Below are 26,553 nucleotides of genomic sequence, written 5' to 3'. Positions count from 1 at the left end.
TCGTTTCGTGTTTCAGATTGCAGTCGTCACTTTTGTCAGCCACCCTTTTGCGGGATCACTCAATCGCGGTGAAAGCATCTGTCTGATTTGTCGATGATATTGATTTAACCAGTGCCGCTCGGGCATAGTCAGGTTTTGAACAATCAACATGTCAGTCTGAATTGGCACAAACGTCATATTGCGGAAGGCAAGGAAACCGTTGTCTTCTGTGACGACCTCAAAGACGTTTTCTATGCGGATGCCGAAGCTGGCGGCCTTGTAAAACCCCGGTTCAATCGACATGACCATGCCCGGTTCCAGATCAATCGGGTTATAGGGTTTTCCTATTCTCTGCGGGTGTTCGTGCACTGACAGTCGATGGCCGATGCCGTGACCGGTCCCATGGTCATAGTCCAGCCCGAGATCCCACAAAGGGCGGCGGCAGATCCCGTCGATATGGTGCCCTTGGGTACCAGGCGGGAATCGCAAGGTGGCCAAGGCACAGAAGGCCTTGAAGACTGCCGTGTATGCCTCATCATACCCGTCAGGCCGTGCTCCAAAAGCATAGCACCGGGTGGTATCGGTCGTTCCCGTCTCGTATTGTCCGCCGCTGTCCATCAGATAGGTTTGATCCGGTTGGATAGGATCATTCCGATCCGCGGTCGCGCTATAGTGGCACATCGCCGCGTTCCCGCCTGCCGCTGAGATCGCATGAAAACTGTCACCTAGGAAACCTTGCTGTGCGCAGCGCAGCGCCTTCAATTTTTGCTCTGCTTCACGCTCGGTCAGGGGGTCACCACTTTCGGCGCGAACGGGAACCGTGTCTGCAAGCCAGGCACCAAATTCTGCCCACGCGATTCCGTCGGTGAAATGGCAGGTTCGAAGACCCTCCAGTTCGATCGTGTTTTTCAATGCCTTAGTCCGGGTAATCACACTGCGTTCAGAACCAAGTTTCGCACCGGCTTTTTCGATGGTTTGTCTTACGGCGACAGGTGAGAAATCCGGATCAGCCAATACCAGCTGATTTGGCCGAAATCTGGCCTTGAGCGTGGGCAAAAACTCTACCTGTGGAACTATCTGAAGATTTGAGGGCAATGCACTCTCTACGAAATCATCCAGCTTTTGCGGATCGACAAACCAAATCAGCGTCCCGTCCCGATGTGCCAGAAGAAAGGAGTTAACTACCGGATTATAGCCAACATCCGCGCCGCGGATGTTCAGTAACCAGGCGATATTGTCAGGTTGTGTTTCGACAACAAAGTCGGCCTGTCGCTGAACCAGATAGTTCGCCAGATCAGAGCATTTTTCTGCACAGTTTTTCCCGGCAATCTGCGACGGTAAAACTGTCACACGACCACAGGGTGGCGCTGGTTGATCTGTCCAAACCGCGTCGACCGGATTGACTTGTTGCGGCACCATCATTGCGCCCACATCCTTGCAAGCTGCGTCAAACCGGTCAAACCACGACGGGGGTATGTGCATCGGGTCATATCCGAGGCGCCAACCTGTACGCATCTCTTTTCTCAGCCACTCTTCGGGCGTCTCGCCATGAAGATGATGATGAGAGAACAACGCGCCTTTGCACTCTTGCGTAGCCTGCAAGCTGTATCGACCATCGACAAAAAGGGCGACGGTCTCAGGTGTTACAAAGGCAAGTCCGGCAGATCCGGTGAACCCGGTCAGATACGCCAGACGTTCGTCATGCGGTGCGACGTATTCGCCTTGATGGGCATCAAATCGTGGTAGTACAAAGGCATCCAGGTCCTGCACGCTCATTTGGTCGCGGAACAGCGAAATTCTTTCGCTCGGACATAAATGAAACCTATCCAGCATGTGCTTTGATCTCTTCCGCGTGGTGGCAGGCGACCTCTCCAAACTCCCCAAATTGTCTAAGTGCGGGAACGCCGCGTTGACAAAGACTTGTGGCAAAACGACAGCGCACGTGGAACGGGCATCCGGGCGGTACGTTCATTGGTGACGGCAACTCACCCTCCAGTCGGATGACGTTCCCTTTGTCATCCGGATCAAGCGATGGCGCAGCGCTGAGCAGAGCTTGGGAGTAGGGATGTGAGGGATCGGAGAACAAGGTTTCGCTATCGCCGATCTCCACAATCCGGCCCAGATAAATTACGGCCACCCGGTTCGAGACGTGACGTACTAGTCGCAAGTCATGTGCGACGAAAAGAATTGTAAGGTTCAGTTTGTCCTGCAATTCAAGCAGAAGATTGACGACTTGTGCCTGTACTGAAACGTCCAGCGCTGAAGCCAGTTCGTCGGCAATCAAAACTTCCGGCTCGACCGCCAGCGCACGTGCGATAGCAATTCGCTGCCTCTGCCCCCCTGAAAACTCGTGTGGAAATTTGTATGCGGCGTCCTGTGGCAGGCGTACCAGATCCAACAGTTCCATAACGCGCGAAGGAATTTCACTCTCGGGACGCATCTTGTGAACACTAAGAGCCTCGGACAGAATCTGACCAGTCGTCATCCGAGGGTTCAGGGACGAATAAGGATCCTGAAACATCATCTGAACGCGACGGTTGTAGTCGCGCTCGTTACGAAAATTCGGGTCAAAAATATCTTTTCCTGCGAAACGGATACTGCCGGTCTGAGGCTGGTGAAGCCGAACGATGCAACGCGCGAGCGTGGACTTGCCACACCCAGACTCGCCGACAACGCCCAGTGTTTCTCCTCGCTTGAGCTCGAGGCTGACACCGTTCAGCGCGTTGACAACCCGCCCGGGTCGCTGGCGGATCAGATCAAGAACCGATCGTGACAAATGAAATTGAAGACCCACATCGTTTATCTCCATGACCGTATCTGTCATGCGACGTCTCCCTGAGCTGCAGGCACATGATTGAAGCACGCCACATGACGACCCTCGGATATTGCCGACAAGGGTGGGCGCGCGTTCAGGCACGCGTCGACTGTGCTGTGGCACCGTGGGGCAAAGGCGCATCCGACAGGCAATCTCTCGAGGCTCGGAGGCGTGCCCGGCACCGAATAGAGCGGTGTGCGCGGCGGCACATTCTGAGGAACAGACCGCATCAGTCCAACAGTATAAGGGTGACGTGGTGCATTCAAAACCTGACGCACTGCCCCCTGTTCAACCACCCGTCCGGCATACATGACAGCCAAGGATTCACAGGTTTGAGCGACCACACCTAGATCATGCGTGACAAGAACCACGCCCATCTGAAGCTCATCGGCCAAGGACAGGATCAAATCAAGAATCTGCGCCTGAATCGTAACGTCCAATGCGGTGGTTGGTTCATCCGCGAGCAACAGTTTCGGGTTAGCTGCCAGAGCAATCGCGATCATAACGCGCTGCCGCATACCACCTGAAAACTGATGTGGGTATTCGTTCAAACGTGACGCGGCAGATGGAATCCCTACATGATCCAGCATCTCAACCGCCCGGTCACGGCGCGCCGCGCGATTGAGGTCGGTATGCGCCTTCAACGTCTCGGTCAGTTGCATACCAACCGTCAACAATGGGTTAAGCGATGTCATCGGCTCCTGAAAGATCATCGCAATTTCGCCACCGCGAATGCGCCTCAGTTTTCGTTCGGAAAGCGGAACAAGGTTTTGCCCCTGCCAATTCACAACTCCTGTGACTTCGCCATAGCGCCGCGATAGCCCCAGAACCGAGCGCAAAGTGACGCTCTTGCCAGAACCGCTTTCACCGACCAGTCCCAGGACTTCGCCACGTCGAACGGAAAAACTCACGTCTCGCACGGCTGGCAAAGGGGTCCCTTCTTTCCAGAAGGTTGTACTAAGGTTTTTCACTTCGAGGATAGGTTGCTGATTGCCTGTCATTGCCAACTCCTTACCCGCGTGGCCTGAGCAGGTCTGCCAACCCATCGCCAATAAGGGAGAATCCAAGACCTGTGATAACGATCGCGATCCCGGGCATCAGGCTCAACCACCAGGCCGTTGTGATAAAATTGCGGCCTTCTGCGATCAGGACGCCCCATTCCGCCTGCGGTGGCTGTGCGCCAAGACCCAGATACCCAAGTGACGAACCCAGCAGAATTGCCAGCGCCATATCCGTCATCCAGTAGACGATAACCGGCGTAATCGCATTCGGCAGAAGGTGGCGAAAGATAATGCGCCTGTCGGAGTATCCCATGACGATGCCTGCAGCGGCATAGTCGTTTCCCATCTGCGCAATGATCTCGGCTCGCATTAACCGGGCATAGTAGACCCAACCAACAACCGTTATCGCAATGTACATATTGACCAAGCCCGGACCAAGTACGGCGACGACCGCAATGACCAGAACCAGAAATGGGAACGTGATGATCGCGTCCACGACACGCCCGAAGATCATATCAGCGATCCCGCGGTAGTAGCCGACAAGCGCGCCAACCACGACGCCGATGATCAGAGCAAAGACTGTGGCAAGGACTGCCATCTGCATGTTTACCGAATAGGCTGAAATCACGCGGCTCAGACTGTCGCGCCCCAGCAGGTCGGTGCCGAAGGGATGGGCCCAGCTTGGCGGCTGTCGGACCGCGGTGTAATCGATAAAGTTGGGATCATACGGGGCAAACGCATTTGGCATGATCGCAAGCAAAGTCGACATTCCAATGATGCAAAGGCCTATAATGAAACCCGGTTTTCGTAGCGCCGCTGGTATGCGCGTCTTTGGCGGTACGCCCGCTCCACCAGGAGAAGTGGCAGTGTCGGTCATGTCAAACGCATCCTAGGGTCCAACGAGCTTTGAAACAGGTCCGTAAGCAGGAATACGACCGAGACCAGAACAGCAAATGTCAGCGTCAATCCCTGGATGAGCGGGTAGTCGCGCGCGAAAATCGCCTCAAGCATCAAGCGTCCGACACCGGGTACGGCGAAAACTGTTTCGGTAACCAGCGTTCCACTCATGAGGTTGCCGATAGACAGACCCAAAAGTGTAACGGTCGAAATCAGTGCGTTACGTAACACGTGGCGCCCCAAGATCAGCCTGTCGGGCAAACCCTTGGCTCGGGCAAACTGAACGTATTCGGCATCAAGGACCTCGATGATGGCGGCGCGCAGGTTTCGCATGATGATCGCCGACGTGTACAACGCCACCGCTACGGCAGGCAGGAACAGATGATACAGCCTGTCCATAAAGGTGTCGCCATAGCCGCCAACCGGAAACCACCGCAGTTGGGCGGCAAGAAAAGTCAGCAAGATCAGACCGATGTAAAACACAGGCATCGACAACCCCACTTGGAAAACCGTGCGGATCACTGCGTCGGGCCACCGTCCGCGGTTCAGAGCTGCAACAAACGCCAGTGGTCCTGCAATCAACAAAGACATGAGGACTGCATAGATTGTCAGAAAAGCCGTGGTCGGCAGGCGGTTGATGATGACTTCAGTAACCGGTGCGCGCATCAGGATAGACCGGCCCAAATCGCCTTGCATCGTATTTGTCAGAAACAGCCAAAACTGCACCAACAGCGGCTCGTTCAGTCCCAACCTCTCGCGGATAGCAGCAAGATCGGCATCCGAAGCCCGGTCTCCTGCGATGGCGATGGCCGGATCCCCCGGTAGAAGACGAACCAGAACAAAGATGATGATCATCACGAGGATGAATGTGGGGATCATCAACAACAAGCGTTTGAATGTGTATTGAAGGGTTGCCATCAAGGCCTCCGTCAAATGTACCGCCGGCAGGTACTGCCGGCGGCATTTAAGCGATCAGCGGCTGACGGTCGCCTGATCGAAGACGTTATTTCCCAGTGGTGTCTGAATGTATCCGTCCACGCTGGTCGATACTGCCACCGCAAAGGGCGTCTCATACATGAAAAGCAAAGGGGCCGCATCTGCATATATTTCCTGCATTTCAGCATACTGGGCCGCTCTTTTTTCAGCGTCTATTTCTGTTGCCGAAGCCTTAAACAGAGCATTGAATTTCGCGTTTTCCCAACCAGTGCCGACCGCATTGGCTGTAGGTGTATAACCTAACCAGCCGACGACCTGGCTGGGGTCGTTTACGTCATTCACCCAGCCATAGGTGTGGATGTCAAATTCGCCCGAGCGGTTCTTGGCGCCACGTGTCGGCCCATCCACCTGTTCGACTGACAGATTGATCCCCAACGGAGCCCACATCTGCTGAAGGGCCGCAAATATGGTGCTGTCATCAGCAGAGCCAGCCAAAGTCGTAAAGGTGATTTCGGTTCCCGGCGCTACGCCTGCCTCGGCGATCAGAGCTTTGGCCTTGTCAAGGTCGTAGGCATATAACGGGCCAAGATCTGCGGAAAGCTGGGTCGCCGCTGCCATCAGTGGTGACGTCATTGGCTTGCCAGCGCCTTGCAGCACAAGCCCGATCAGTGCCTCTTTGTTGGTGGCATAGTTTAGTGCCTGCCGAACCCGAGCGTCTGACAACGGGTTAGGCGATCCGTCAGCACGGGTTTCACGCGTGTTGATCGGCGAATATATGATCCGTGTTGACGGATAGAGGTTCATGTTGATCGCTTGGTCTGCTTCAAGCTCCGGCACACGTGAAAACGGAATGAATTCAGCGGCATCCACTTCACCAGCCTGAAGCTTCAGAATCCGGGTTGCGTCATCAGGTATGATCTCAAAATGCACGCCGTCCAGGTAAGGCAGCGCTTTGCCGTCGGACCCTTTGCGCCAGTAGTTCTTATTGGCACAGAACTCCATGGAGGTTCCCTGCTCAAATCCACACAGATAGAAGGGGCCGGACCCGACACCGGGGCCTTTGGCTGCAAAGATTGCGGCGGACTTTTCCTGGTCAGTGGAACCTTCGGCCGCCTCAAAGACGGCTTTGGAGACAATACCGGTTGTGAAAGTGGCAAGCATTGAGAAGATTGTCGGGTCAGCCGCTTTCAGACTGATCGAGACGACATTTCCTTCCGCGCTTACATTGTCGATGGATCCCAGAAGTCCGGCCCAGGGGCTTAGATCGGGATTGCGGGCGCGATCCAGCGAAAAGACAACGTCTTCTCCGGTCAAAGGCGTTCCATCCGAAAAGGAGACGCCGCTGCGCAAGGTAAGCGATACAGACTGTCCATCATCGGAGATACTGTATTCTTCGGCCAGTCCTGGGACGACAGAGTTTCCATCTTCACTGGGGCGCAATAGCGTGTCGAAAAGGCTGCCAACCATCCAGATGTCAGGGTTTCGATCCGCATAAATCGGGTCAATCAGGTTTGATCCGTCATATCTGGCGAAATTCAGAATGCCACCACGCTCTTGTGCGAACAAAGGTAGGGCCATTGCGGTAGCCACGACGGCAGTCGCTGCCATCAAATTACGTTTCATTGATGAGTTCCTCCCAAAGCGATTCTCGATCGCATGAAGGCGGTATACATTAATTTCAATACTGCTAAAACAAATTTTAGTTTGACGTAAATTGCATGTTGCGATCACAGGAGCATTGATTGGAAACCCAGGATGCGCCACGGCATTCTGGGCAGCACTTTCAAGTGCGACCCCGCGATAGAACTCGGAGAACTGTCGATGAACGGTTCGGCCGACCTGATTAGTTGGAGGAATTATTGATCGGCGTTGTATTTACCCACAATTCAACTGCTTCAGTGTCTCCTAGGACAATCGAATAATGCGGCTTGGAGGTGTCGTGATGTATCGTGTCACCGCTCGACAAGATGTGGACTTCGTCACCCAGATGGTATTCCAACTGACCCGAAATCAGATAGCAAAAGCTCTCGCCTTCGTGGCACATCTTCTCGGACATGTGGCCCGCAGGACGATGAACGATGCACGGATACAAAAGCGCCCCCGAAAACCCCGGACCCAACTTTTCATAGAACCGCCCGTTGACTCCCAATGCATAGGTTTGACGTCGATCTTTGCGAACGTATTCGATGTATTCCTCGGGAACGCTGACAAGCTGTTCAATGCTGGTCTTTAAAGATGCAGCAATTGCCATAAGCGAAGACAGGGACGGGGCACTGATGCCGCGCTCGACCTGTGATATGAACCCTGTGGTCAAACCAGCTTCATCCGCAACCTCGACAAGTGTTTTGCCAAGCGCTTTCCGGCGGCGTCGAATTGCTTTCCCTAGTTGAGACGGGTGATTTTTCTGATCCATCATTTCTTCTCTAGTGGTCGAGCTCGACGGCTCTCAGGGGCCTTGTTTCAGCAAATCCTGTACCTGCGACCGACGGGAACAGCGATTCGCTTACCTAGGCGAACTTCATAACCGGTACGGTTATCATTGGCTAAGTTTCTACTAAAAGCTTTTTTAACCCGGAAAAGCAAATTAGGTTCCTTCCTTCGTGTCGCTGCAAACTTCTGAATGAGAGGCTTAGTCTCGGCGATCACGTGGGAGGAAGGTAGCCAAAATCAGCTCTCCGCTATGACTGGCTCGGATCTGACGAAGGACCTTGTTGCTGCCGACATACTTCACCGCGCGCACAGAAGAAAATCAGTGAATTTGACGCCTTCATCCCAGAATGGAAGAAGAAACAGCCGCGTGCCCGTTACGTTGAAGTATCTTAGGGCCAAGTGCCAGGAATTCTGCACTGAGCGTTCCTTCGAATGCGCCCTTGCAAAGACCAACGGTGAAAAACGCAACTCGATTGTTGAGGGTCGCCTGATCAACTCTCGGACTGCGTTCGGCCATGATCTCTGTTCGATTGCGACAGGAAACTGTGTGCCTCAAGTGGAATTGCGCAGTATATTGAGCCGTCGTTATTGGGACGTTGCGGCCCCTCAAAGAGCTCATTGTGAAACCTGTTCGAAACCCATTTGTCCGAACCAATCTTTCATTTCCACATGCCAGTCATTCACCAAAAGATTGCAACTTATCCATCTGCTTTATTCGGTCGCAACTGCCTGAACATGCGCTGCGAAAGAAGGATCAAACATTAGTGCCTTGCACCTGTCGAACCGACCCGTGGCATAGGCCCAGAAATCATCGGCCGGGTTATCATCGGCATGTTGGATCAAGCCCCAAAGTGTCCACAGAAGATCGCACATCGCCTTGTAGATCACCATTCGCCCGAATTGAGCCGCTGTTGGTGCCGCGCCGAAATAGGACGTCAGCATCTCGATTTCTTGCACCTCGGTCAGCCCGGCTTCTACCGACAAATCGCCGAGGTCCCAAAGGGCATCATTCATGCCGGAATATTCGAAATCCACGATCCACATACGGTCACCGTTGTCGAGAAAGTTCTCGCAAAGCGGATCGCAATGGCTGGGAACCAGCATGCCCGGCCTGTCTTGCAGCAGCTGTTTGATCGGCGCAGCTTCGGCGACGATTTTTGTATAGCCTTCGGGCAGGGAAATATCCTTTGTTGACAGGACTTTCAGATATTCATCGATCATCGAAAAAAGTTCGAACCGAAATTCGAAAGGGTGGGGTGACTCGTGTAGTTGCCGCAGGGCATGCCCGGCACGTGCGGCCGCTCCGGTGCGCGTTGCGAAAAGTTCGGGTGTCATGGTGACGATACCGTCAATGCAATCACTGATCATCACACCGGTATCTGCATCCGCCCAAAGCACAGCAGGACCGATACCAGCTTCGGCTGCGACCTTGGCATTGTGAATCTCAACGCCGCGATCGATGTAATCCGCAGTGCCATCTCCGGGGATACGAACGATCATGGTGTGCCCGCCGGTTTCCACTCTGTAGACCAGATTGGTCAACCCACCCAGCCGTTTGATTTTGCTGTCTTGTGCTGAGATTTCCTCAAAACCTTTCAGGTTGCGAAGTTCACTCAGGACACGATCAGTGTTTCCGTCAGTCATTTTCTGCCCTCCCTCTCAGGCTTTTAGCCGCTCATTGGTCGGATCGTACAGAGGCCCATCCACCCGGTGGATCTGTTTGCGGTCTCCGAACAATTCGAGTTCGAATTCCGTCTGGTCCATCAGCGCCACCGGAAGATAGCCGTAGATGATCGTTTTCCCGACATGGTGCCCATAGCCACCGCTGCTGGCGCGCGAAACGGTTACGCCATTGTGCAGGATGGTTTCCCCCCCGGTCATCGGCAGTTTTTCCTCGGTCACGAAGGTACAGAGTTTCTGTGCTGCGCCATTGGATTTCTGGCCCTCCAGAACATCGCGCCCAAAAAAACTTCCCTTGGATTTCAGGTGGACGCGAGAGCTCAGGCCCGCTTCTACAGGTGAATAGTCCGGGGTGATATCGGTGCTCCAGTAAAGATACCCCTTTTCCAGGCGCAGCGAGTCTATGGTCCGGTAGCCAATGTCGCGGATGCCATAGGCCTGTCCGTCCTTCCAAAGCTGATCATAGACATGAAGTGCAAATTCGGTTGGGATGTGCAATTCCCAGCCCAATTCGCCGGTATAGCCGATGCGCACCGCACGCACTTTTGCTGCTCCGACCGTAATGTCGCGCGCTGTTGCAAAGGGAAACGCAGCGTTTGAGATATCCTCTTCGGTTACCGCCTGCAGGACGTCACGCGCTTTTGGTCCGCAGATATTGATCACCGCCCGGGATGAGGTAACCTCGATCAGATGTGCCGATCCGTCTTGCGGCAGATGGCGTCGGATCCAGTCGGAATCGTGCACCCCGAATCCGGCGCCGGTCACGATATAGAAATGGTCGCGCCTCAGGCGGGTGATGGTGACATCCGCCTCGACGCCGCCTTTGTCGTTACAAAGCTGGGTATAGATTACGCTGCCATCCGGCTTGTCCATGTTTGAGACCGCTAGGTGTTGCAACACACCCAACGCGCCAGAGCCGATCAGTTCGAACTTGGAAAAGCTCGACTGGTCGATCAGAACGACACCTTCGCGCGCAGCGCGGTGTTCTTCGGCCGCGAAGACATGCCAACCGGGATTGAGAAAATCGAGTTGATCCACTGGGGCGACCCCAGCTGGGGCAAACCACAAGGGCCGCTCCCACCCGTTCTTTGACCCATAGACCGCCCCGTGTTCTTTCAATCGGTTGTATAGCGGAGACAGTCGCAAATTGCGTGCGGTCTCGGCCTCTTGGCCCGGATAGCGCATCTTGTAGTGATGCGCGTAATGTTCGACGGCTCGGGGATACATAAAGGCCTTGGTCGCATGATGTGGGCTGAACCGCCGCACGTCCAATGGCCAAAGATCCAGGCTTGGACGCCCGTTCAGAATCCATTCCGCGATCATTTCCCCCGCGCCCCCGCCAGCCGCAATACCGTAGAGGAACCCGGTCGAGAGCATCAGGTTTTTAACCTCAGGGGCCCAGCCCATGACAAAATCACCATCGGCGGAGTAGGGGATTGGTCCATTGATGATTTGCCGGATGCCGACCTGGTTCACGACAGGCGTGACGACACCGGCAAGTTCAGCCAGCGGCGCGAAACGGTCAAGATTGTCCGGTAGCAACTGGCGCACGAACTCTCCGGGAATGCCCCGTTCTCCAAATGGCAATGTGTCGTCTTCGTAACCTCCGATGACCAGACGCCCGCCAGCATCGGGCTTGTAATAGACCAGACGCTCAGGGTCGCGCAGCGTGGGCAGGCCCTTGACCAATTCCGGCTCTGGCAACGGTTCTGTTACGACGTATTGGTGCTCGACAGCGCAGGCTGGCACCACGACGCCCAGTCTTGCGGCCAGTTCACGGCTCCACATGCCCGAGGCCAGCACAACGGTTTCCGCCTCATAGTCGCCGTTGGTTGTCATCACTTTGGTTATGCGGCCATTGCGGATTTCGAAATCCTTGACCTTCACCCCCTGCCTGATCTGTGCGCCGTGGCTCCGCGCACCGGCTGCAATCGCCAGACACAGGCCAGCGGGGTCAACGTGGCCATCCGATGGAATAAAGGCAGCCCCCTCTAACCCGTCGGCATCAATATAGGGAAACAGGGCTTTCGCTTCGGCTGGTGAGATGATTTCCATCTCCAGGTCAAAACTGCGTGCCATTGTCGCCAGACGTTTTGCCTCCAGCAGCCGTTCCTTGGTTGCCGCCAGCCGCAAGCTGCCGACTTTCTTCCAGTCGAACTCCATACCGGTCTCGTCGGCCAGCCGGTCATAGAGCGCGACCGATCGTTTCAGCATCCGGGTCGTATTGCGGGAAGACCGCAGTTGCCCAACCAGCCCGGCAGCGTGCCATGTTGCCCCCTCTGTCAGAGATGCCTTTTCCAGAAGGACGACATCCGTCTCACCTGCCCGGGCCAGATGATAGGCGATTGAGCATCCGATGATGCCGCCGCCAATAATAAGGTGTTTTGCAGAATGGGTTGTCATGGCCTCGCCCCTGTCGACAAATTTGATGCCAGATCATCGTATCGACCAACAGAAATCAACAAAAATTAAAAAAGAGTGTTGAAATATGTTGATTTAAAGAGGTATCAACAATTCATCCTGTTAGAATCCAACATCCGAGTGGCTGAATGTCGAAATACGAAAAGGACATCCTAAGCGCGGTTAACATTCATGGCCGAATCTCGGTCATGGACCTGGCGCAGAGGCTTAACGTTTCCGATCAGACAATCCGTCGAATTGTGAAGCCGTTGGTGGATGCGGGGCACATCGACAAGGTTCACGGCGCGTTGGTCAGCACCCAAAAGGTTCTGGATCCCCCTTTCATCGCGCGTATGACAACCAACCGCGCGGCGAAAGTCGCCATTGCAAAGTCCATTTTGAACCTTGTGCCTGATAACGCGTCCATTGCTATTGATACAGGATCTACGTCGGGTTTTGTGGCTCAGGCTCTCAAGGCGCGCAGAGATCTTACCGTGGTGACGAATTCAGCGTTCATTGCAACAACTCTGGCGATGGGGAACGGCAACCGGGTATTTATGGCGGGCACACAGCTTAGAAATCATGACGGCGCAGCGTTCGACCGCGCGGCCTTTGACGTTATTGCAAATATGTCGGTGGAATACTCGATCCTGTCGGCGTCGCGTGTGCATCCGAAACAGGGTTTTTTGGTGTTCGAACAATGCGAAGTCGATATTGCGGTCGCAATGAAGGCGATCAGCGAACGATGTTTCATGGCAGTGGACTCGACCAAGTTCCAGGCATCCGAACCCAAACCGGCCTTGCATCTTCCAGCTCTTTCGGCAAGTGACTTCCTGATAACCGAGCGGAAGCCTACGTCAAAATTTGAAGGCGTTATAGGTCGGGCAAAGACAGTAATCGCCGCAGATTAGTTTCAAGCTTTTGACGAATGAGCGGCTAAGAAAGGACGCGGCCCACCTGCACGCCGCGTTCAGTCATGTTCTGGACAGAGTGTACCGGGGTTATAAGTTAACAGCGTGCAAGACTGTATCCTTGGGGAAGTGACAGGGCTTCAATGTGATCAAGTTGCGAACTGTTAACGAACTGTTTTATGGGAACAAACGTCAGATCACCTATGCTCCCCAACTGTATTTTAAAGTTGGCAACATAGTCTTCGTCCGCAAATGCGCGGCGTACGTCGCTCCGCCGCGCGTGTTTTCGGGCATCTAGGTCCGGATTAGAAGATAAATTGGCCAGCTGTAGACATCCGGATCTGCTTCAGTGGCTGAGAATCTTGGAAAGGAAATCCTGAGCACGCGGGCTTCGCGGGGAACCAAAAAACTCGGCCGAGGGCACGTCTTCGACGATTTCGCCATGGTCCATAAAGACCACGCGGTCGGCCACCTTCTTGGCAAACCCCATCTCATGCGTGACGACCATCATCGTCATGCCTTCCTTGGCCAGTTCCACCATGACGTCCAGAACCTCGTTGATCATCTCTGGGTCGAGCGCCGATGTTGGTTCGTCAAAGAGCATTGCCATCGGCTCCATCGCAAGGCCGCGGGCAATCGCCACCCGCTGCTGCTGGCCGCCGGACAACTGAGAGGGGTATTTCTGCGCATGTTCCGTCAGGCCCACGCGCTCAAGAAGTGCGAGCGCCTTTTCCTCCGCCTCTTTCGGATCGCGCCCCAGCACCTTGATCTGGCCGATCTTGATGTTCTCGGTCACGTTCATATGGGGAAACAGCTCAAAATTCTGAAAGACCATACCGATCTTGGAGCGCATCTTGTCGAGATTTGTCGATTTCGCGGTGATCGAGGTGCCCGCGACGGTGATCTCGCCATCATTGATCGGCTCAAGCCCGTTCACCGTTTTGATCAGCGTGGACTTGCCCGAACCAGAAGGGCCGCAGACCACGATCACCTCACCTTTGGCGACGCTGAGGGTACAGTTCTTCAGAACCTGAAAGGTCTTGCCGTACCATTTGTTGACATTCTTCATCTCGATCATGTGGCAAGCCTTTTTTGCAGATACCGGACGCCCATGGAGGCGAGGAAACAGAGGGTGAAGTAGACCGCAGCGACGAAGAGGAACATTTCCACCAGCTTCTGGTCACGGTTTGCAACGATCTCGGCACTGACAAGGAAATCGCTTAGGCCGACGACATAGACGAGCGATGTGTCCTGAAAGAGGATGATCGCCTGTCTCAGCAGGATCGGAGTCATCGCCCGGAAGGCCCGAGGCAGCACGATATAGCGCATCGACTGGCTGTAGGTGAGGCCGATGGCGCGCGCGGCGGCCAGTTGTCCAGGGCGGACAAAGTTGATGCCGGCCCGGATGATCTCGGAATAATAGGCGGCCTCAAACAGGATAAATGCCACGAGAACCGAGGAGAAGGCGCCGACAGGTCGCCCGACGATAAGCGGCATAAGGAAGAAGAGCCAGAAGATCACGAGGATCAGCGGCAGCGAGCGGAAGAAGTTGACATAGGCCGCAGCAAACTGCCCCAGAACCGGTACCTTTGCGATGCGCAGAAGGGCAAGGACCGTGCCAAGGACGATACCCCCTGCCACTGCGAGGCCCGTCAGTAGAAAGGTCATTTTCATGCCGTCCCACAACAGTTCGCCATTGACGGGAATGACGGAGAAATCGAGTGTCATTACGCAGCCCCTTTTGCGAAGGTGCCGGGCAGGGCGGTCATCCTGTCGACCCGCCGCATAACCGCCATCACCGTGAAGGTGACAAGGCTGTAGACCACAGTTGCTGCGGTGAAGGCTTCAAACCCCTGGAACGTATATTCCTCGATCTGTCGTGTCATCGCCGTCAGTTCGACGACACCGATGGTCAGCGCTAGCGAGGAATTCTTGAAGATCGTCAAAAACTCGCTTGTCAGCGGCGGGATGATGATGCGGTAGGCATTGGGCAGAAGAATATATCGATGAACCTGCACCTCGGTCATGCCGATGGCGCGGCCTGCCTGGCGCTGGCCACGGCCCACGGCCTCGATTCCCGAACGGACCTGTTCGTAGACACGCGAGGCGGTATAAAGGCCGATAGCGACAATGGCGGTGGTCAGTGCCGGGAAGGGCATGTCGCGCTTGACCTAACGCGACCAGTCATCCGGCAGGACTTCGGGGAAAACGAAGTACCACAGGAACAGCTGTACCAGCAGCGGAACATTGCGGAAGATCTCTACATAGGTGGTGCCAACGGCCCTGAGGACCGGGCTGGATGAGGTGCGGAAGACACCGAGCGCTGAGCCCACCGAAAAAGCGATTGTCCTAGCCAGAAGCGAGATAACTATGGTCCAGCCGAAATAGGGCTCGCGGAACAGAATGCCCCAGTCCCAATTATAGTTCATGTCATCCCCCTGCCGCAGCTGGGGAGGGGCGGATGTACCCGCCCCTTCTTTTGTTGTTTATTCTGGCAGTGCCTGAATTTCGAACGCGGTCGCCAGTGTATCGGAAAGCGGCATGTCGATGTTTGTCGGGCCCGGCTCGAACCAATTGGCGTAAATCTCCTTGATCTCACCAGAGCGCATCAGACCGGCCGTGACCGTACGTCCAAGACGTTCGAACGTGGAGTCGTTGCGCTGCACCATCAGGGCATAGGGATCGAAGGACAGGTACCGCCCGGTGACCTGATAGCCAGTCGGATCGGACGCCTTTGAGATCAGGCCATAGAGCGGAACATCGTCCGAGCCATAGGCGTCGATGCGGTCCGTTTCCAGCGCCAGCCAGCCCTGGCTGTGATCTTTGACCGGTACGATCTCGACGTTCAGGCCCTTTTCTTCGATGATGGCCTTGATCGCCTTTTCGTTGGTCGTGCCCGTAGACAGGCCAATGACCTTTCCTTCCTGATCCTCGATCTCGGTGATGCCCGACCCGGTTTTAGAGGCAATCTTGGTGCCGGTGAGGAAGGTCGTGGGCGGATATTCCACCTGCAACTGGCGGGTCAGGTTGTTGGTGGTGGAATCGCATTCCATGTCGATCGTGCCATTGGCATCAGTGAGATGCAGGTCTGGCCGGTGACCGGCACATAGTGGACCTCCAGATTGTCTACGCCAAGCTCCGCCTTGATCGCATCGACAATCTTCAGGCACAGGTCGATCGAATAACCGATCGGCTTATTAACAGGGCCGATACAGGAGAAAGGGATCTAGGTTTCCCTGTGGCCGATACTGACTACGCCGCGTTCCTGAATGCGCTGCAATACCGGGCTGTCGCCGGCATCGGCAAAGGCCGGACCCGCAAGTGCAAGTATCGCTGTGACGGTCACTTATGCAAGCATGTGCTTCATTTTCGTCTCCTCCCATAAGTCTGTCTCTATTTGGCTATAGCTTTCATATGGTGCAGTTTCCGCGACCATCTTTGATCCGCCGGGGCTGCACCCTAGCCCCATTCATCACGCCGAATACCGCGCACCACCCCGACGGACTTGCATTATAATTACTCAATACATGCGCTATCTGAAATTTATATCGCTAATTGGGCAAGTTTATATGCAGAAGCTGCATGCTAATGTGTCGCCAAGGACAAAGACTCAATACTCGATCTGCTCGCGCTGATCCGCGCCGAAAGCGTTTCGCTTGCCGCGCATAGCCGCAATTCTTCGCAATCCGCCTATTCCAGGCGACTTCAGGCCCTTGAGCATCTGTTTGACACTGAACTGGTGGACCGGTCGCGACGACCTTCTGGCCCGACCTATCAGCTCAGGTCCCTACAGGTGGAGCTTGAAGCAGCACTCGTCGGCCTCAACCGGCTTTCCGACGCTTTTGCGATCACGTCCGCTGAACCATTGCCGATCGCTGCATTGCATTCGATCTCGGCCAATATCCTGCCTCGGGCGCTTGCTGCGTTCGGTGACGCGCTGGCATCTCACGACTTGCGGCTGCGGTCGGCCAATCAGGAAACCTGCTTTCAGATGCTGATGACCGAAGAGGTCATGGTCGCCTTCTCCTACGAGGCTGAAACCCGCAGGCTAAACCCGCCAAAGGATCTCGTGCATCGCGCACTTGTCGGCAAGGACGGGTTCGTTCCCGTGGCAGCCGCGGGGAAGTTGCAGGAGTTTCAGGCGCGTAGCGAGCGGGACGAGGCGTTGCCGATCATCTGCTATCCATCCAACGTCTTTATGGGTGATCTCACCCGCTCGGTGCTGTTGCCGCAAATTCCGCAAAGGGTCTCGTTAAAGATCGTTTCGGGCCTGACCCAGACGATCGCCAAGTGCATTGAGCACGGGCTGGGTGTCGGATGGCTGCCACGAAGTTCCATCGAAGACCAGTTGGCGAATGGAACGCTGGTCGAGCTTTCCGATCTCGGCTTTCCGACCGCCTTGATCGACCTGAGCATGATGCGGCTCAAGACGCGCAGCTTTTCCCAGCACGAAAAAGTGGTTGAGGCGATCTCTGCCGAAATATCGGCAATCTTGTCGCGGCAGGCCTGACGCCTGTTCGTTGCCGTCGGCGGTTTCGGCGGCCTTGTCGAAATCCGTCCGTTTCAGCAGTTCGCCCAACTGTCAGTGTAGTCAAGACGCCAGCTCCACTGATGCTGACATATATAAGTTACTGCGGCAAAACCGGTGACGCCAAGTCGACGCACCGCCTGAGTAACGTCGGGCTCAGAGGCCAGTGCAGTCACTCCACGATGCCTATCCGTTCGATCTGTTGCACTAACGTACCACAGCTGATCAGGGCCTGCCCCGTTGCCAGGATCATATGGGGCAGGATCATCCATTCTAGCGTCCAGGCAACGCCAGAACGTTCCTGCTCGTGCACCAGCGCCTGATGCATGCCCGACAGTTGGGTTGCGTTGAAACGAGCCAGTGCGACCAGCAGTTCCGCACGGACCGGGTTGCGCTTGTGAGGCATCGCCGAAGATCCGCCGCCACCTGTCAGCGAAACCTCGTCCACCCCTTGCTGGGCCATGAGCGACACGTCCTGACCAATCTTCCCCAGCGATCCGGTTATCAATGAAAGCCATGAGGCAAGTTCTGCAAGATTGTCCCGGCGGGTATGCCAGTTTGCATTGCAGCTGGCCAGGCCAAGCCTGTCGGCCATATGATCTGCGATTGACTGTCCGGATCCGAGCATCCCAACGCGGTCGCCAACGGCGCCGCCAAGTTGCAGCACAAGCAATCTGGGCTGCAATTCGGTCAGGCGTTTCTGGTGATCGGCCAATGGCAACCGCCAGTTTCGCAGGCGCGTGGCAACCGAAATCTGCAATGCCGCCTGCATTCGGGTTCGCCCCATCATCACGTGTTCGCCATATGCCTGCTCCAGCGCCACAAGCGCATCTATCAGGTCTGAAAGACGGGCCGAAAACACCTCCAGAATGTCTTTGATTGACAGAACCAGAGCGTTGTCGACAACATCCTGCGACGTCATCCCCTTATGCAGCGCGACGTGGCAATGATCAGGCAATGCCGCTTTGAGTGACCGCACCAGCGAGGGCACCACCACGCCATCCAATGACGTCCCGTCGCGCAGCGCCTGCATGTCGGGACGGTGTTGTCGGATAAGTTTAGCCGCGGTATCCGCCACCTCTGGTGGTACCTTGCCGACCGCCGCCAAAGCCTCAGAATATGCGGCCTCGACGGACAGCATGTGTCTTAGCTGAGTCTCTGCGCCCAGCATCTCTGAGGTCTGCGGGTCCTCAAACAGTCCGCTGAGCCAGGGATGAGTGGAAAGATGTTCCATCCTATATGTGGCCTTTGAATTGAAGCGGGCGGATATCAATCGTCATGGCGCCATTCCTCCCTGTGCTCAAAGAGCCAAAATCTCGCGGGCCTGTTGCCAGGTGGCGACCGGACGTTCGTGCTTTGCGCATAACTCGGTCACGCGATTGACCAGCGCAGCATTCGAAGGCGCAAGCGTGTTGCGGTTCAGCCGGACATTGTCTTCCAAACCTGTCCGCGTGTGCCCGCCCGCAGCAACGGCCCATTCATTTACCACAATCTGGTTTGGACCGATCCCGGCGGCACACCATTCGGCATCCGGTGCGCGATCCTGCATGGATTTCACGTAAAAGTCGAACACGGCCCTGTCGACCGGCATCGCGTTTTTGACACCCATGACAAATTGAACATACAGCTTGCCATACAGCTTGCCTTCCTTGTGCAATCTGATCGCTTGCAGGATGTGGGACAGGTCAAACGCCTCGATCTCGGGTGTGACTTTGTATTTTTGCATTTCGGCTGACAGCCAGTCCACCAGGTCGGGTGGATTTTCGTACACCCGGGTGGGAAAGTTGTTCGACCCGACAGACAGCGACGCCATGTCAGGGGCCAGGGGCAGCATTCCGCCTCTGGCCTGACCGGCGCCTGACCGCCCACCAGTGGAAAACTGGATGATCATTCCGGGACAGTGTTTTTGCAAACCCTCTTTCAGGAGAGCGAATTTGTCGGGGTCGCTGCTGGGCGTCTGATCATCGTTGCGAACATGGGCGTGGACAATGCTGGCCCCGGCCTCGAACGCCTCTTGCGTGCTTTCGACCTGTTCCGCAACCGAGATCGGCACCGCTGGGTTGTTCTTCTTGGTGGGCAGGGAACCGGTGATAGCCACGCAGATGATGCAGGGTTTGGTCATGGTGACTTCCTGAAATGAGTGCGGCCTTGGCAAGGCAGCACCAAGTAGTCAGATATCAAAAAAGACGGTCTCATCTTCGCCTTGTATCTTGATATCGAAGCGATAGACAACTTGACCGTCCCGATTGGTGCGTCTGGCCAGCAGCGTTGCGCGGCGGCGTTCCCATTCGATGAGATTAAGGACCGGGTCCTTGCTGTTGGCCTCTTCCTCGTCCTCGAAATAGATACGCGTATTCAGACCGACATTGATGCCCCGGGCTACAACCCAAAGGTTTATGTGAGGCGCTTGCTGGCCCACGTTTCGTCCCGGTGTCGGGCCGGGTTTGACAGTGTCGAACGCCCATTCGCCGGTTTCAAAATTGGTGATGACGCGTCCCCAGCCGCGAAAGCCGTCTTCGACATCGCCGCCGCCCTCAGGATGGGCATAGACGCCCCTGGCATTTGCCTGCCAGGCCTCGAGCAAAACATCCTTGATGGGCGATCCTGCCCCGTCCACGACCAGTCCTTCGACCCGAATACGCTCACCTTCGGCATTTGGTCCGGCTATATCCCAGCCCAGTTCCTGCCTGTAGATCTCAAATCCGGCAGCCCCAGGCGCCAGACCGATATGGACGTAAGGCCCGGCTGTTTGCGAGGGGGTTTCCTTCAGATAATTCAGCTGTTGCATCTTCAGTTCCCCTCCAGACGGTTTTCAAACAGGGTCGAGCGCCGACCGCGCAAGACCACGTCAAATTTATAGGCGATGGTATCCAGTGGGATCGTCGAATTCATATCGAGCCGCGAAATCAGGCGGCTGATCGCATCGGCGTCAGGAATAGTTTTCACGATCGGGCACCTGTCAATCAGCGGGTCACCTTCGAAATAACATTGTGTGATCAGGCGTTGCGCAAAACCTGTTCCGAATATCGACATGTGGATATGGGCGGGACGCCAGCTGTTCACCCAATTGCGCCAGGGGTAGGCACCGGGTTTTACGGTGCGGAAGAAATAATACCCGTTTTCATCTGTCAGGGTGCGGCCACAACCACCGAAATTGGGATCGATCGGTGCCAGATAGGTATCCTTCTTGTGGCGATAGCGCCCACCCGCATTCGCCTGCCAGATTTCCACCAACGTGTTTGGCACCGGACGTCCGTTTTCATCCAGCACCCTGCCGTGCAGAATAATTCGCTCGCCAATCGGGCTTTCACCGGGCTGCGCATAGTTCGAGATCAGGTCCTTATCCAGAGGATCAACATCGTTGTGGCCAAAAACCGGGCCGGTGACCTCACTGATCGAGTTTTGCAGCGAGATCAGCGAATATTGCGGTGAACGGGTCACGCTGGTCTTGTAGTCGGGCGTCAGTGCAGGTGGGTGCCACTCGCGGTCACGCTGGTAGAATTCACCTTGTTTCAACATTGTCGGATCACACTTCCTTTTTCTCTGACTGGGGTTTCTGCGCGTTTCCCATTCAGTCCTGTTCCATTTCGTCATACGTTTGTTTTGCCAGCCTGAGGGCCTGATTGGCGCGCGGTACGCCCGCGTAAATTGCGACGTGCTGAAACGCTTCAAGTACATCCTGCTTGCTGGCGCCGGTACGGGCTGTGGCGCGGATATGCATCGGGATTTCTTCGAAATTGCCCAACGCAGCCAGCAAAGCCAGCGTCAGCATGGATCTCTCACGGTCGCTGATCCCGTCCGAAGCCCAGACAGTGCCCCACGCGCCTTCGGTGATAAGCGTCTGAAATGGACCGTCCAGATCAGATTTGGCGGCTTCGGCACGATCCACATGGGCATCGCCCAGAATTCTGCGCCGCACTCGCATACCGGACGCGTATTTGTCACTCATTGCGGTTCTCCATCAGGAAGGCGGACAAGTGTTCAGCATAGGTGGCGGGGGCTTCCACGCATGGCAGGTGCCCGGTGTTGGGTATTTCGGCATAGCGCGCCCCGGGGATCATAGCACAGGTCTGCCGGACCAGTTCGGGCGGGCAGGCGCGGTCATCTGATCCGGCGATGGCCAGAACTGGCAATCGCAGCGCCCAGGTCATGGATTCAAGATCAACATTTGAAATCGCGTTGCAGCATCCCAGGTACCCAGAAACAGGGGTACGCACCAGCATGTTGCGCCAAAGCAGCACGTTATCGGTTGCCCTGAAACCCGCTGCAAACCAACGGTCCAGAATTGCGTCAGCCACAGGCTCGATGCCGGACGATCGGATTGCGCCCATCCGGTCACGCCACATCTGGGGCGTCCCCATTTTCGTGGCGGTGTTGGAAAGAACAAGGGCGCGGATCAGGTCTGGTCGGCGCGAAGCCAGCGCCTGACCGATCATGCCGCCAATCGACAGGCCGACAAACACCGTGTCGCGAACCCCGATATGGTCAAGCAACGCCTCGGCGTCATCTGTCAGCTCAGCCAAGCTGTAAAGCGCCTGAGGGCATTCCGACAGGCCGTGACCACGCAGATCGAACCGGATCAGGCGCAGCCCCTTGGGCAGTAAGGGCAAAACTTTGTCCCAAAGGCGCAGGTCAGTTCCCAGCGAGTTGGCAAACACCACAGGCGTGCCATCTGGATCGCCATCCTCACGCCAATGCAGGTGAATGTTATCCAGCGCCGCAATCTGCATCAGTAGGGCAGCCCGACGTAGTTTTGTGCAAACACCGATTGGGCCTCTTTGTTTTCGCGCAGGAAATCAATGTCAGCCTTCTGCATTTTCAGGTCAAAGCCGTTCTGTTCCGGAAAACGGTGCAACAGGTTGGTCGTGGACCAACTGAACCGCTCGGCTTTCCAAATTCGGGCCAACGCTTTTTCGGAATAGCGGTCGATGCCTTCGCTGTCGTGGTCTTTATAGAATTGCAGCAGGGCGTTGTGCAGATAGTGGATGTCGCTTGCCGCCGTGTTAAGCCCCTTGGCCCCGGTGGGGGGCACGATATGCGCGGCATCACCACACAGGAACAAACGGCCCCAGCGCATTGGTTCAGTCACGAAAGACCGCAGCGCCGCAATTGATTTTTCGACAGATGGCCCGGTGATCAGTGTCTCAGCATATTGCGCGGGAATCCTGCGTTTCAGCTCCTGCCAGAAGGCTTGATCAGTCCAGTCATCGGCACTGTCAGACAGCGAGCATTGAATGTAGTAACGGCTGAGGTTCTCATTGCGCATGGAACAAAGCGCAAAACCGCGTTCCGACCCGGCATAGATCAGTTCGTCATGGACCGGGGGAGTTTCGGACAAAACGCCCAGCCAGCCAAACGGATAGACCTTTTCATATTCCCGGCGCACGGTCAGCGGGATGGTTTGACGCGACACCCCATGAAACCCGTCGCACCCGGCGACAAAATCGCAATCAATCCGGTGTCCGGTCCCATCCGCTTGATACGTCACATAAGGTGCATCGCTGTCAGCCCCATGAATCTGAAGATCATCGACGTTAAAAGCAATCTTGCCGCCCATCGCATCGCGTACATCATACAGGTCGCGGGTTACTTCCGTTTGTCCGTAAACAACCACATGTTTGCCCGTCAGCTCTTTAAAGTTGATGCCGAATTCGATATCGCCATACGAGATCACTGTGCCGTCATGGACAAAACACTCCTTGTCCATCCGATCTGCTACACCGGCTTCGCGCATCAGCTCCACAAAACCGGTTTCCAGAATGCCAGCGCGAATGCGACCCAGAACATATTCCCTGGTTTTGCGCTCTAACACGATGGTGTCTATGCCGTTGCGGTGCAACAACTGGCTGAGCAAAAGACCTGAAGGTCCACCGCCGATGATCGCGACCTGAACGCGCATGTTGGCTCTCCTGATTTCGCGTGTCTAATAATTGAACGTCATTTCTCGATATGTAAAATGAGTTCTACTTGGACTTAGTTGCTATAATTGGAAAGTAATGATAGATCGCCGCATCAAAGTTAGGCATATTCAATGTTTTATTGAGATATGTCGCGAGAAAAGCCTGAAAGTTGCGGCAGAGAAGCTGTTTCTCACGCAACCGGCGATATCCAAGACGCTTAAGGAGCTTGAGGATATTCTGGGCACTGTGCTGTTGTCCCGTAACCGGTCCGGTGTTTCTCTGACGCGGCAGGGCGAAGTGTTTCTGCATTTCGCCGAAATGTCGCTGGCCGCTTTGCAGCAGGGCTTTTCTGGTGTGGAGCAGATCGAAGCGCGCGGCAGGGCCAGTCTTCGGGTCGGGGTGCTGCCTTCGGTTGCGGCCCGTTTGATGCCAGCCGTTGCCACCGAGTTTTCCGAACTTGCGGGCAATGCCCGACTGAGCGTTTTCGACGGTCCACATGGCCATTTGATGGAGCGTCTTCGTCTGGGCGACCTGGAGCTTGTTATCGGGCGTTTGGGTCGCCCTGAAACCATGCAGGGCATTTCCTTTACCCAGCTTTACGAGGAGAAGGTCGTCTTCGTCGTGCACGCGGATCACCCGCTGCTGAAAGCCCCCGATCTCAGGCGGATTACCGAGTGGCAAGTGCTTTATCCACCTGAAGGATCGGCAATCCGGCCCTTGGTGGATCGCCTCATGATCGCGCATGGGATTGGTGAAATCGAAGATCGTCTGGAAACTGTCTCGGGTGCTTTCGGACGGGTGTATACCCGACAGACCGATGCGATCTGGATTATCTCGGCAGGGGTGGTCGCCAATGAAATCAGCGATGGCCACCTTGTAGCGCTGCCGTTTGATACGTCGATCACACGCGGGCCCGTTGGGCTGATGCGTCGGCCTGACCAGGTTCTGTCACCTCAGGCGCAGGTTTTCGGGTTGGCTTTGGACAATGCAATTGCGAGGTTGGGCTTGTCGCCTGATGGTGCGACCTCTGATAACTAAGGCTGGTCCATTCTGCCGGGGTGGCGCGAGGACAGGAGCACAAGATGGATGACAAGGAACGCAGAATCCGTGAGGCGATTATCGAGAAATGCCTTTTTCTGAATTCCAGTGGTCTTAGCCAGGGAACATCCGGCAATATCTCGGCCCGATACGAGAACCGGATGCTGATCACACCTTCGGCGACGCCATATGACAAGCTGACCCCCGAGATGATCGTCTCAATGCCATTTGATGGAGACTATGGGAGTTGGGATGGCCCGCTCAAACCTTCGACCGAATGGCGGTTCCACTTCGACATCCTCAAGACCCGCCCCGATATGGGCGCTGTTGTCCATGCACATCCGACCTATTGCACGGCGCTGGCGATTGCACACAAAGAGATCCCGGCAGCGCATTACATGGTCGCGGCCTTCGGTGGTACTAATGTTCGCTGCGCACCCTATGCGCGCTTTGGAACGCCCGAGCTGTCGGAGCTGGCGATCGAAGCGCTGCAAGACCGAACCGCCTGTTTGCTTGGCAATCATGGGTCCATTGCCATGGGTGAGGACCTGGACAAGGCCATGTGGCGCGCGGTTGAGCTGGAAACCATTGCCCGGCAATATTACCTTTCCTTGGCCCTCGGTCCGGTAATCCTGACCGATGAACAGATTTCTGAAACGCTATCCGGTTTCGCTTCTTACGGCATTCATGACGACTACAAGGACGTCGCAGAAGGTTCTGCCGGGAAGCAAAATGAGCCTGAACAGACCTGACGACCAAGGTGGTTGCGCTGGGGGTCGATATATTGGGCTCAAGTCCAAAACGCCGCGACTTGATCAGGAGGTTTTCGGCTGTTCGGCGTTGGCGTCACGCGTCTTACCATTCGCGCGGATACGGCAGCCTATTGATTTATTGCCGCGCGTAAAGAAAATGTAAGGACAAAGCAAAAGAATTCCGTAAGCGGGTAGGTATGGCAAAAATAAGAAATATGGAGGAGTTTGCGGCCCTCAGCGGGATTTCTCGGCCAACGGTTTCCAAATATTTTCACGACCCGGAAAGCGTTCGTTCCTCTACGCGGGCGCGTATCGAAGAAGCTTTGGAAAAGTTCGATTACCGTCCGAATATCTATGCGGTGAACCAGAATCGAAAGCTGACCAAGAATATCGGCATCGTTGTTCCCTATCTAGCCGATCCGTTTTTTGCCGAGATGGCCAGATACCTTGAGCAGAGCTGTATTGCCGCCGGGTATCGTCCATCTCTATTCAGCTCGCACGGTGAGCAGGAACTCGAGAACGAAATACTCGACAGCCTGCGGTCGCTCAAGCCGGCCGGAGTACTTTTTGCCCCTTTGGGTCGCGGGTCGGATCGCGCTCACATCGAGAAATTTTGCGCCGAGGTGCCAACGGTTCTGTTTGACAGCAACCTCGAAGGTTTGGGTGCAGCCTTTATAGGGTCGGACAATTTCAGTTTTGTGTCCCAAACCGTGGAATACATGACCCGGACGGGTGAACCTCCGTCTTTCTTTGAAATGCGCACACCAGCAAATCCTAACGCCAACAAGCGACGCAAGGCATATATAGAGGTTATGGAACGTCTGGGGTTCGAGCCCCATGTCATTAAAATTGATGGCGAAGGCTGGGCGTTTGAAGAGATTGGGCATCAAGGTGCTTTGAGAGTGTTGGAGAAAGGCGCTCTCAGGACGAACTCGGTTTTGTGCAGCAATGACCGCCTTGCGATCGGATTTCTGGCAGCCTGTTATGAGCAGGGGATTCGGGTTGGGCGAAAGGAAGATTGCTCACTCCGCGTCGCATCAAATGACGACCACCCCTTTGCAAGATTTACTTGTCCATCGCTGACAACAGCTGCGCATGATTATGACAACGTGGCTGGGCGCAGTGTGGATACCTTGTTTGAACTCATTGAAAGCGGGGGAAAATTTGACGATCGGACGGAAACTCTGTTTCCGGCACGGCTTGTCTTGAGGGAATCTGCATGAACTAAAAGTTAACGCGCGTAAAGTTTATATTGACGCCGCGACAATTTATAAACTAGGGTCTCT

General features: G+C 55.4%; 26 protein-coding genes and 1 pseudogene. 6 read left to right on the top strand and 21 right to left on the bottom strand.

Annotated elements, in window-relative coordinates; all coding sequences use genetic code 11:
* Positions 1-12 precede the first annotated feature (12 nt).
* The 9 genes from ACR0NZ_RS18250 to ACR0NZ_RS18210 all read right to left on the bottom strand — a co-directional run bounded on the left by ACR0NZ_RS18250 (position 13) and on the right by ACR0NZ_RS18210 (position 12,141).
* Positions 13-1,812: an aminopeptidase P family protein gene (locus tag ACR0NZ_RS18250; RefSeq protein WP_480520895.1), complete on the bottom strand. Its 1,800-nt coding sequence runs from the start codon at positions 1,810-1,812 to the stop codon at positions 13-15.
* A complete protein-coding gene (locus tag ACR0NZ_RS18245; RefSeq protein ID WP_480520893.1) occupies positions 1,802-2,803 on the bottom strand; it encodes an ABC transporter ATP-binding protein in 1,002 nt (333 codons plus the stop codon). Before ACR0NZ_RS18245 ends, ACR0NZ_RS18250 begins: the two co-directional genes overlap by 11 nt.
* The gene (locus tag ACR0NZ_RS18240; RefSeq protein ID WP_480477679.1) at positions 2,800-3,795 is read right to left on the bottom strand and encodes an ABC transporter ATP-binding protein; all 996 of its coding nucleotides are present in this window, start codon (positions 3,793-3,795) and stop codon (positions 2,800-2,802) included. The genes ACR0NZ_RS18245 and ACR0NZ_RS18240 overlap by 4 nt, the downstream gene beginning before the upstream one ends.
* Positions 3,796-3,805: 10 nt before the next feature.
* Complete coding sequence (locus ACR0NZ_RS18235; RefSeq protein ID WP_480495838.1) at positions 3,806-4,672, bottom strand: ABC transporter permease; 867 nt, start codon at positions 4,670-4,672, stop codon at positions 3,806-3,808.
* A complete protein-coding gene (locus tag ACR0NZ_RS18230) occupies positions 4,669-5,610 on the bottom strand; it encodes an ABC transporter permease (RefSeq protein WP_480520891.1) in 942 nt (313 codons plus the stop codon). Before ACR0NZ_RS18230 ends, ACR0NZ_RS18235 begins: the two co-directional genes overlap by 4 nt.
* 54 nt (positions 5,611-5,664) lie before the next feature.
* A complete protein-coding gene (locus ACR0NZ_RS18225) occupies positions 5,665-7,251 on the bottom strand; it encodes an ABC transporter substrate-binding protein (RefSeq protein ID WP_480520889.1) in 1,587 nt (528 codons plus the stop codon).
* Positions 7,252-7,471: 220 nt separating this feature from the next.
* Positions 7,472-8,041, bottom strand: coding sequence for a helix-turn-helix domain-containing protein (locus ACR0NZ_RS18220; RefSeq protein ID WP_480520887.1), 570 nt, complete (start codon positions 8,039-8,041; stop codon positions 7,472-7,474).
* A gap of 728 nt (positions 8,042-8,769) precedes the next feature.
* Complete coding sequence (locus tag ACR0NZ_RS18215) at positions 8,770-9,702, bottom strand: phosphotransferase (protein ID WP_480520885.1); 933 nt, start codon at positions 9,700-9,702, stop codon at positions 8,770-8,772.
* A gap of 15 nt (positions 9,703-9,717) precedes the next feature.
* Positions 9,718-12,141: a GcvT family protein gene (locus ACR0NZ_RS18210; protein WP_480520883.1), complete on the bottom strand. Its 2,424-nt coding sequence runs from the start codon at positions 12,139-12,141 to the stop codon at positions 9,718-9,720.
* Positions 12,142-12,287: 146 nt separating this feature from the next.
* On the opposite strand from ACR0NZ_RS18210, the gene ACR0NZ_RS18205 reads away from it, so the two are divergent.
* Positions 12,288-13,049, top strand: coding sequence for a DeoR/GlpR family DNA-binding transcription regulator (locus tag ACR0NZ_RS18205; RefSeq protein WP_480495848.1), 762 nt, complete (start codon positions 12,288-12,290; stop codon positions 13,047-13,049).
* Between the two features lie 346 nt (positions 13,050-13,395).
* Here the strand turns inward: ACR0NZ_RS18205 and ACR0NZ_RS18200 are convergent, their stop codons facing one another.
* The 5 genes from ACR0NZ_RS18200 to ACR0NZ_RS18180 are packed head-to-tail and all read right to left on the bottom strand — an operon-like array spanning position 13,396 to position 16,102.
* Complete coding sequence (locus tag ACR0NZ_RS18200) at positions 13,396-14,127, bottom strand: amino acid ABC transporter ATP-binding protein (protein WP_480520881.1); 732 nt, start codon at positions 14,125-14,127, stop codon at positions 13,396-13,398.
* Positions 14,124-14,777, bottom strand: a complete 654-nt coding sequence (locus ACR0NZ_RS18195) for an amino acid ABC transporter permease (RefSeq protein ID WP_480520879.1) — start codon at positions 14,775-14,777, stop codon at positions 14,124-14,126. Before ACR0NZ_RS18195 ends, ACR0NZ_RS18200 begins: the two co-directional genes overlap by 4 nt.
* Complete coding sequence (locus ACR0NZ_RS18190; RefSeq protein ID WP_480520877.1) at positions 14,777-15,208, bottom strand: amino acid ABC transporter permease; 432 nt, start codon at positions 15,206-15,208, stop codon at positions 14,777-14,779. The genes ACR0NZ_RS18195 and ACR0NZ_RS18190 overlap by 1 nt, the downstream gene beginning before the upstream one ends.
* Positions 15,209-15,220: 12 nt before the next feature.
* Positions 15,221-15,478 carry an ABC transporter permease subunit gene (locus ACR0NZ_RS18185; RefSeq protein WP_480520875.1) on the bottom strand — a complete coding sequence of 86 codons (258 nt, stop codon included), beginning with the start codon at positions 15,476-15,478 and terminating at the stop codon, positions 15,221-15,223.
* 57 nt (positions 15,479-15,535) lie between these two features.
* A complete protein-coding gene (locus ACR0NZ_RS18180) occupies positions 15,536-16,102 on the bottom strand; it encodes an ABC transporter substrate-binding protein (protein ID WP_480520872.1) in 567 nt (188 codons plus the stop codon).
* Positions 16,103-16,662: 560 nt separating this feature from the next.
* Here ACR0NZ_RS18180 and ACR0NZ_RS18175 point away from each other — a divergent pair.
* Positions 16,663-16,809 (top strand): annotated as a pseudogene (locus ACR0NZ_RS18175) (LysR family transcriptional regulator); the annotation flags it as partial.
* Between the two features lie 33 nt (positions 16,810-16,842).
* A complete protein-coding gene (locus ACR0NZ_RS18170) occupies positions 16,843-17,559 on the top strand; it encodes a substrate-binding domain-containing protein (protein ID WP_480520870.1) in 717 nt (238 codons plus the stop codon).
* A gap of 190 nt (positions 17,560-17,749) precedes the next feature.
* Here ACR0NZ_RS18170 and ACR0NZ_RS18165 read toward each other — a convergent pair whose 3' ends face one another.
* From ACR0NZ_RS18165 to pobA, 7 genes are all read right to left on the bottom strand, one after another.
* Positions 17,750-18,811: a 3-carboxy-cis,cis-muconate cycloisomerase gene (locus tag ACR0NZ_RS18165; protein WP_480520868.1), complete on the bottom strand. Its 1,062-nt coding sequence runs from the start codon at positions 18,809-18,811 to the stop codon at positions 17,750-17,752.
* A 66-nt stretch (positions 18,812-18,877) separates the two neighbouring features.
* Positions 18,878-19,699 (bottom strand): 3-oxoadipate:acetyl-CoA acetyltransferase, encoded by an 822-nt coding sequence (locus ACR0NZ_RS18160; protein WP_480520866.1) that lies wholly within the window; start codon positions 19,697-19,699, stop codon positions 18,878-18,880.
* Positions 19,700-19,747: 48 nt separating this feature from the next.
* A complete protein-coding gene (gene pcaG / locus ACR0NZ_RS18155) occupies positions 19,748-20,365 on the bottom strand; it encodes a protocatechuate 3,4-dioxygenase subunit alpha (RefSeq protein WP_480484629.1) in 618 nt (205 codons plus the stop codon).
* A 2-nt stretch (positions 20,366-20,367) separates the two neighbouring features.
* The gene (pcaH, locus tag ACR0NZ_RS18150; protein WP_480484630.1) at positions 20,368-21,096 is read right to left on the bottom strand and encodes a protocatechuate 3,4-dioxygenase subunit beta; all 729 of its coding nucleotides are present in this window, start codon (positions 21,094-21,096) and stop codon (positions 20,368-20,370) included.
* A gap of 52 nt (positions 21,097-21,148) precedes the next feature.
* Positions 21,149-21,526, bottom strand: coding sequence for a 4-carboxymuconolactone decarboxylase (pcaC, locus tag ACR0NZ_RS18145; protein WP_480477645.1), 378 nt, complete (start codon positions 21,524-21,526; stop codon positions 21,149-21,151).
* Positions 21,519-22,307, bottom strand: coding sequence for a 3-oxoadipate enol-lactonase (gene pcaD / locus ACR0NZ_RS18140; protein ID WP_480484631.1), 789 nt, complete (start codon positions 22,305-22,307; stop codon positions 21,519-21,521). The genes pcaC and pcaD overlap by 8 nt, the downstream gene beginning before the upstream one ends.
* Complete coding sequence (gene pobA / locus ACR0NZ_RS18135) at positions 22,307-23,476, bottom strand: 4-hydroxybenzoate 3-monooxygenase (RefSeq protein ID WP_480520864.1); 1,170 nt, start codon at positions 23,474-23,476, stop codon at positions 22,307-22,309. Before pobA ends, pcaD begins: the two co-directional genes overlap by 1 nt.
* A gap of 97 nt (positions 23,477-23,573) precedes the next feature.
* Here pobA and pcaQ point away from each other — a divergent pair, with 97 nt between their 5' ends.
* The 3 genes from pcaQ to ACR0NZ_RS18120 all read left to right on the top strand — a co-directional run bounded on the left by pcaQ (position 23,574) and on the right by ACR0NZ_RS18120 (position 26,490).
* On the top strand, positions 23,574-24,515 hold the full coding sequence (gene pcaQ / locus ACR0NZ_RS18130; protein ID WP_480520862.1) for a pca operon transcription factor PcaQ: 942 nt from the start codon (positions 23,574-23,576) through the stop codon (positions 24,513-24,515).
* 44 nt (positions 24,516-24,559) lie between these two features.
* On the top strand, positions 24,560-25,267 hold the full coding sequence (locus ACR0NZ_RS18125; RefSeq protein WP_480520860.1) for a class II aldolase/adducin family protein: 708 nt from the start codon (positions 24,560-24,562) through the stop codon (positions 25,265-25,267).
* Between the two features lie 197 nt (positions 25,268-25,464).
* Positions 25,465-26,490, top strand: coding sequence for a LacI family DNA-binding transcriptional regulator (locus ACR0NZ_RS18120; protein WP_480520858.1), 1,026 nt, complete (start codon positions 25,465-25,467; stop codon positions 26,488-26,490).
* Positions 26,491-26,553: the final 63 nt, after the last annotated feature.

It is taken from the genome of Ruegeria sp. AE3, from assembly GCF_056542225.1.
Note: the sequence above shows the minus strand (reverse complement) of the source record. Positions and strands in the feature narration are given on the sequence as shown.

Bases quoted from the DNA above. Each gene is read 5' to 3' on its own strand.
- pcaH (WP_480484630.1), bottom strand. From the start codon at position 21,096: ATGTTGAAACAAGGTGAATTCTACCAGCGTGACCGCGAGTGGCACCCA.
- ACR0NZ_RS18245 (WP_480520893.1), bottom strand. From the start codon at position 2,803: ATGACAGATACGGTCATGGAGATAAACGATGTGGGTCTTCAATTTCAT.
- pcaD (WP_480484631.1), bottom strand. From the start codon at position 22,307: ATGCAGATTGCGGCGCTGGATAACATTCACCTGCATTGGCGTGAGGAT.
- ACR0NZ_RS18235 (WP_480495838.1), bottom strand. From the start codon at position 4,672: ATGACCGACACTGCCACTTCTCCTGGTGGAGCGGGCGTACCGCCAAAG.
- ACR0NZ_RS18185 (WP_480520875.1), bottom strand. From the start codon at position 15,478: ATGAACTATAATTGGGACTGGGGCATTCTGTTCCGCGAGCCCTATTTC.
- ACR0NZ_RS18225 (WP_480520889.1), bottom strand. From the start codon at position 7,251: ATGAAACGTAATTTGATGGCAGCGACTGCCGTCGTGGCTACCGCAATG.
- ACR0NZ_RS18220 (WP_480520887.1), bottom strand. From the start codon at position 8,041: ATGGATCAGAAAAATCACCCGTCTCAACTAGGGAAAGCAATTCGACGC.
- ACR0NZ_RS18240 (WP_480477679.1), bottom strand. From the start codon at position 3,795: ATGACAGGCAATCAGCAACCTATCCTCGAAGTGAAAAACCTTAGTACA.
- ACR0NZ_RS18215 (WP_480520885.1), bottom strand. From the start codon at position 9,702: ATGACTGACGGAAACACTGATCGTGTCCTGAGTGAACTTCGCAACCTG.
- pcaC (WP_480477645.1), bottom strand. From the start codon at position 21,526: ATGAGTGACAAATACGCGTCCGGTATGCGAGTGCGGCGCAGAATTCTG.
- pcaG (WP_480484629.1), bottom strand. From the start codon at position 20,365: ATGCAACAGCTGAATTATCTGAAGGAAACCCCCTCGCAAACAGCCGGG.
- ACR0NZ_RS18120 (WP_480520858.1), top strand. From the start codon at position 25,465: ATGGCAAAAATAAGAAATATGGAGGAGTTTGCGGCCCTCAGCGGGATT.
- ACR0NZ_RS18210 (WP_480520883.1), bottom strand. From the start codon at position 12,141: ATGACAACCCATTCTGCAAAACACCTTATTATTGGCGGCGGCATCATC.
- pobA (WP_480520864.1), bottom strand. From the start codon at position 23,476: ATGCGCGTTCAGGTCGCGATCATCGGCGGTGGACCTTCAGGTCTTTTG.
- ACR0NZ_RS18230 (WP_480520891.1), bottom strand. From the start codon at position 5,610: ATGGCAACCCTTCAATACACATTCAAACGCTTGTTGTTGATGATCCCC.
- ACR0NZ_RS18180 (WP_480520872.1), bottom strand. From the start codon at position 16,102: ATGGAATGCGATTCCACCACCAACAACCTGACCCGCCAGTTGCAGGTG.
- ACR0NZ_RS18200 (WP_480520881.1), bottom strand. From the start codon at position 14,127: ATGATCGAGATGAAGAATGTCAACAAATGGTACGGCAAGACCTTTCAG.
- ACR0NZ_RS18190 (WP_480520877.1), bottom strand. From the start codon at position 15,208: ATGCCCTTCCCGGCACTGACCACCGCCATTGTCGCTATCGGCCTTTAT.
- ACR0NZ_RS18205 (WP_480495848.1), top strand. From the start codon at position 12,288: ATGTCGAAATACGAAAAGGACATCCTAAGCGCGGTTAACATTCATGGC.
- ACR0NZ_RS18125 (WP_480520860.1), top strand. From the start codon at position 24,560: ATGGATGACAAGGAACGCAGAATCCGTGAGGCGATTATCGAGAAATGC.
- ACR0NZ_RS18250 (WP_480520895.1), bottom strand. From the start codon at position 1,812: ATGCTGGATAGGTTTCATTTATGTCCGAGCGAAAGAATTTCGCTGTTC.
- ACR0NZ_RS18160 (WP_480520866.1), bottom strand. From the start codon at position 19,699: ATGACCAAACCCTGCATCATCTGCGTGGCTATCACCGGTTCCCTGCCC.
- ACR0NZ_RS18165 (WP_480520868.1), bottom strand. From the start codon at position 18,811: ATGGAACATCTTTCCACTCATCCCTGGCTCAGCGGACTGTTTGAGGAC.
- ACR0NZ_RS18195 (WP_480520879.1), bottom strand. From the start codon at position 14,777: ATGACACTCGATTTCTCCGTCATTCCCGTCAATGGCGAACTGTTGTGG.
- pcaQ (WP_480520862.1), top strand. From the start codon at position 23,574: ATGATAGATCGCCGCATCAAAGTTAGGCATATTCAATGTTTTATTGAG.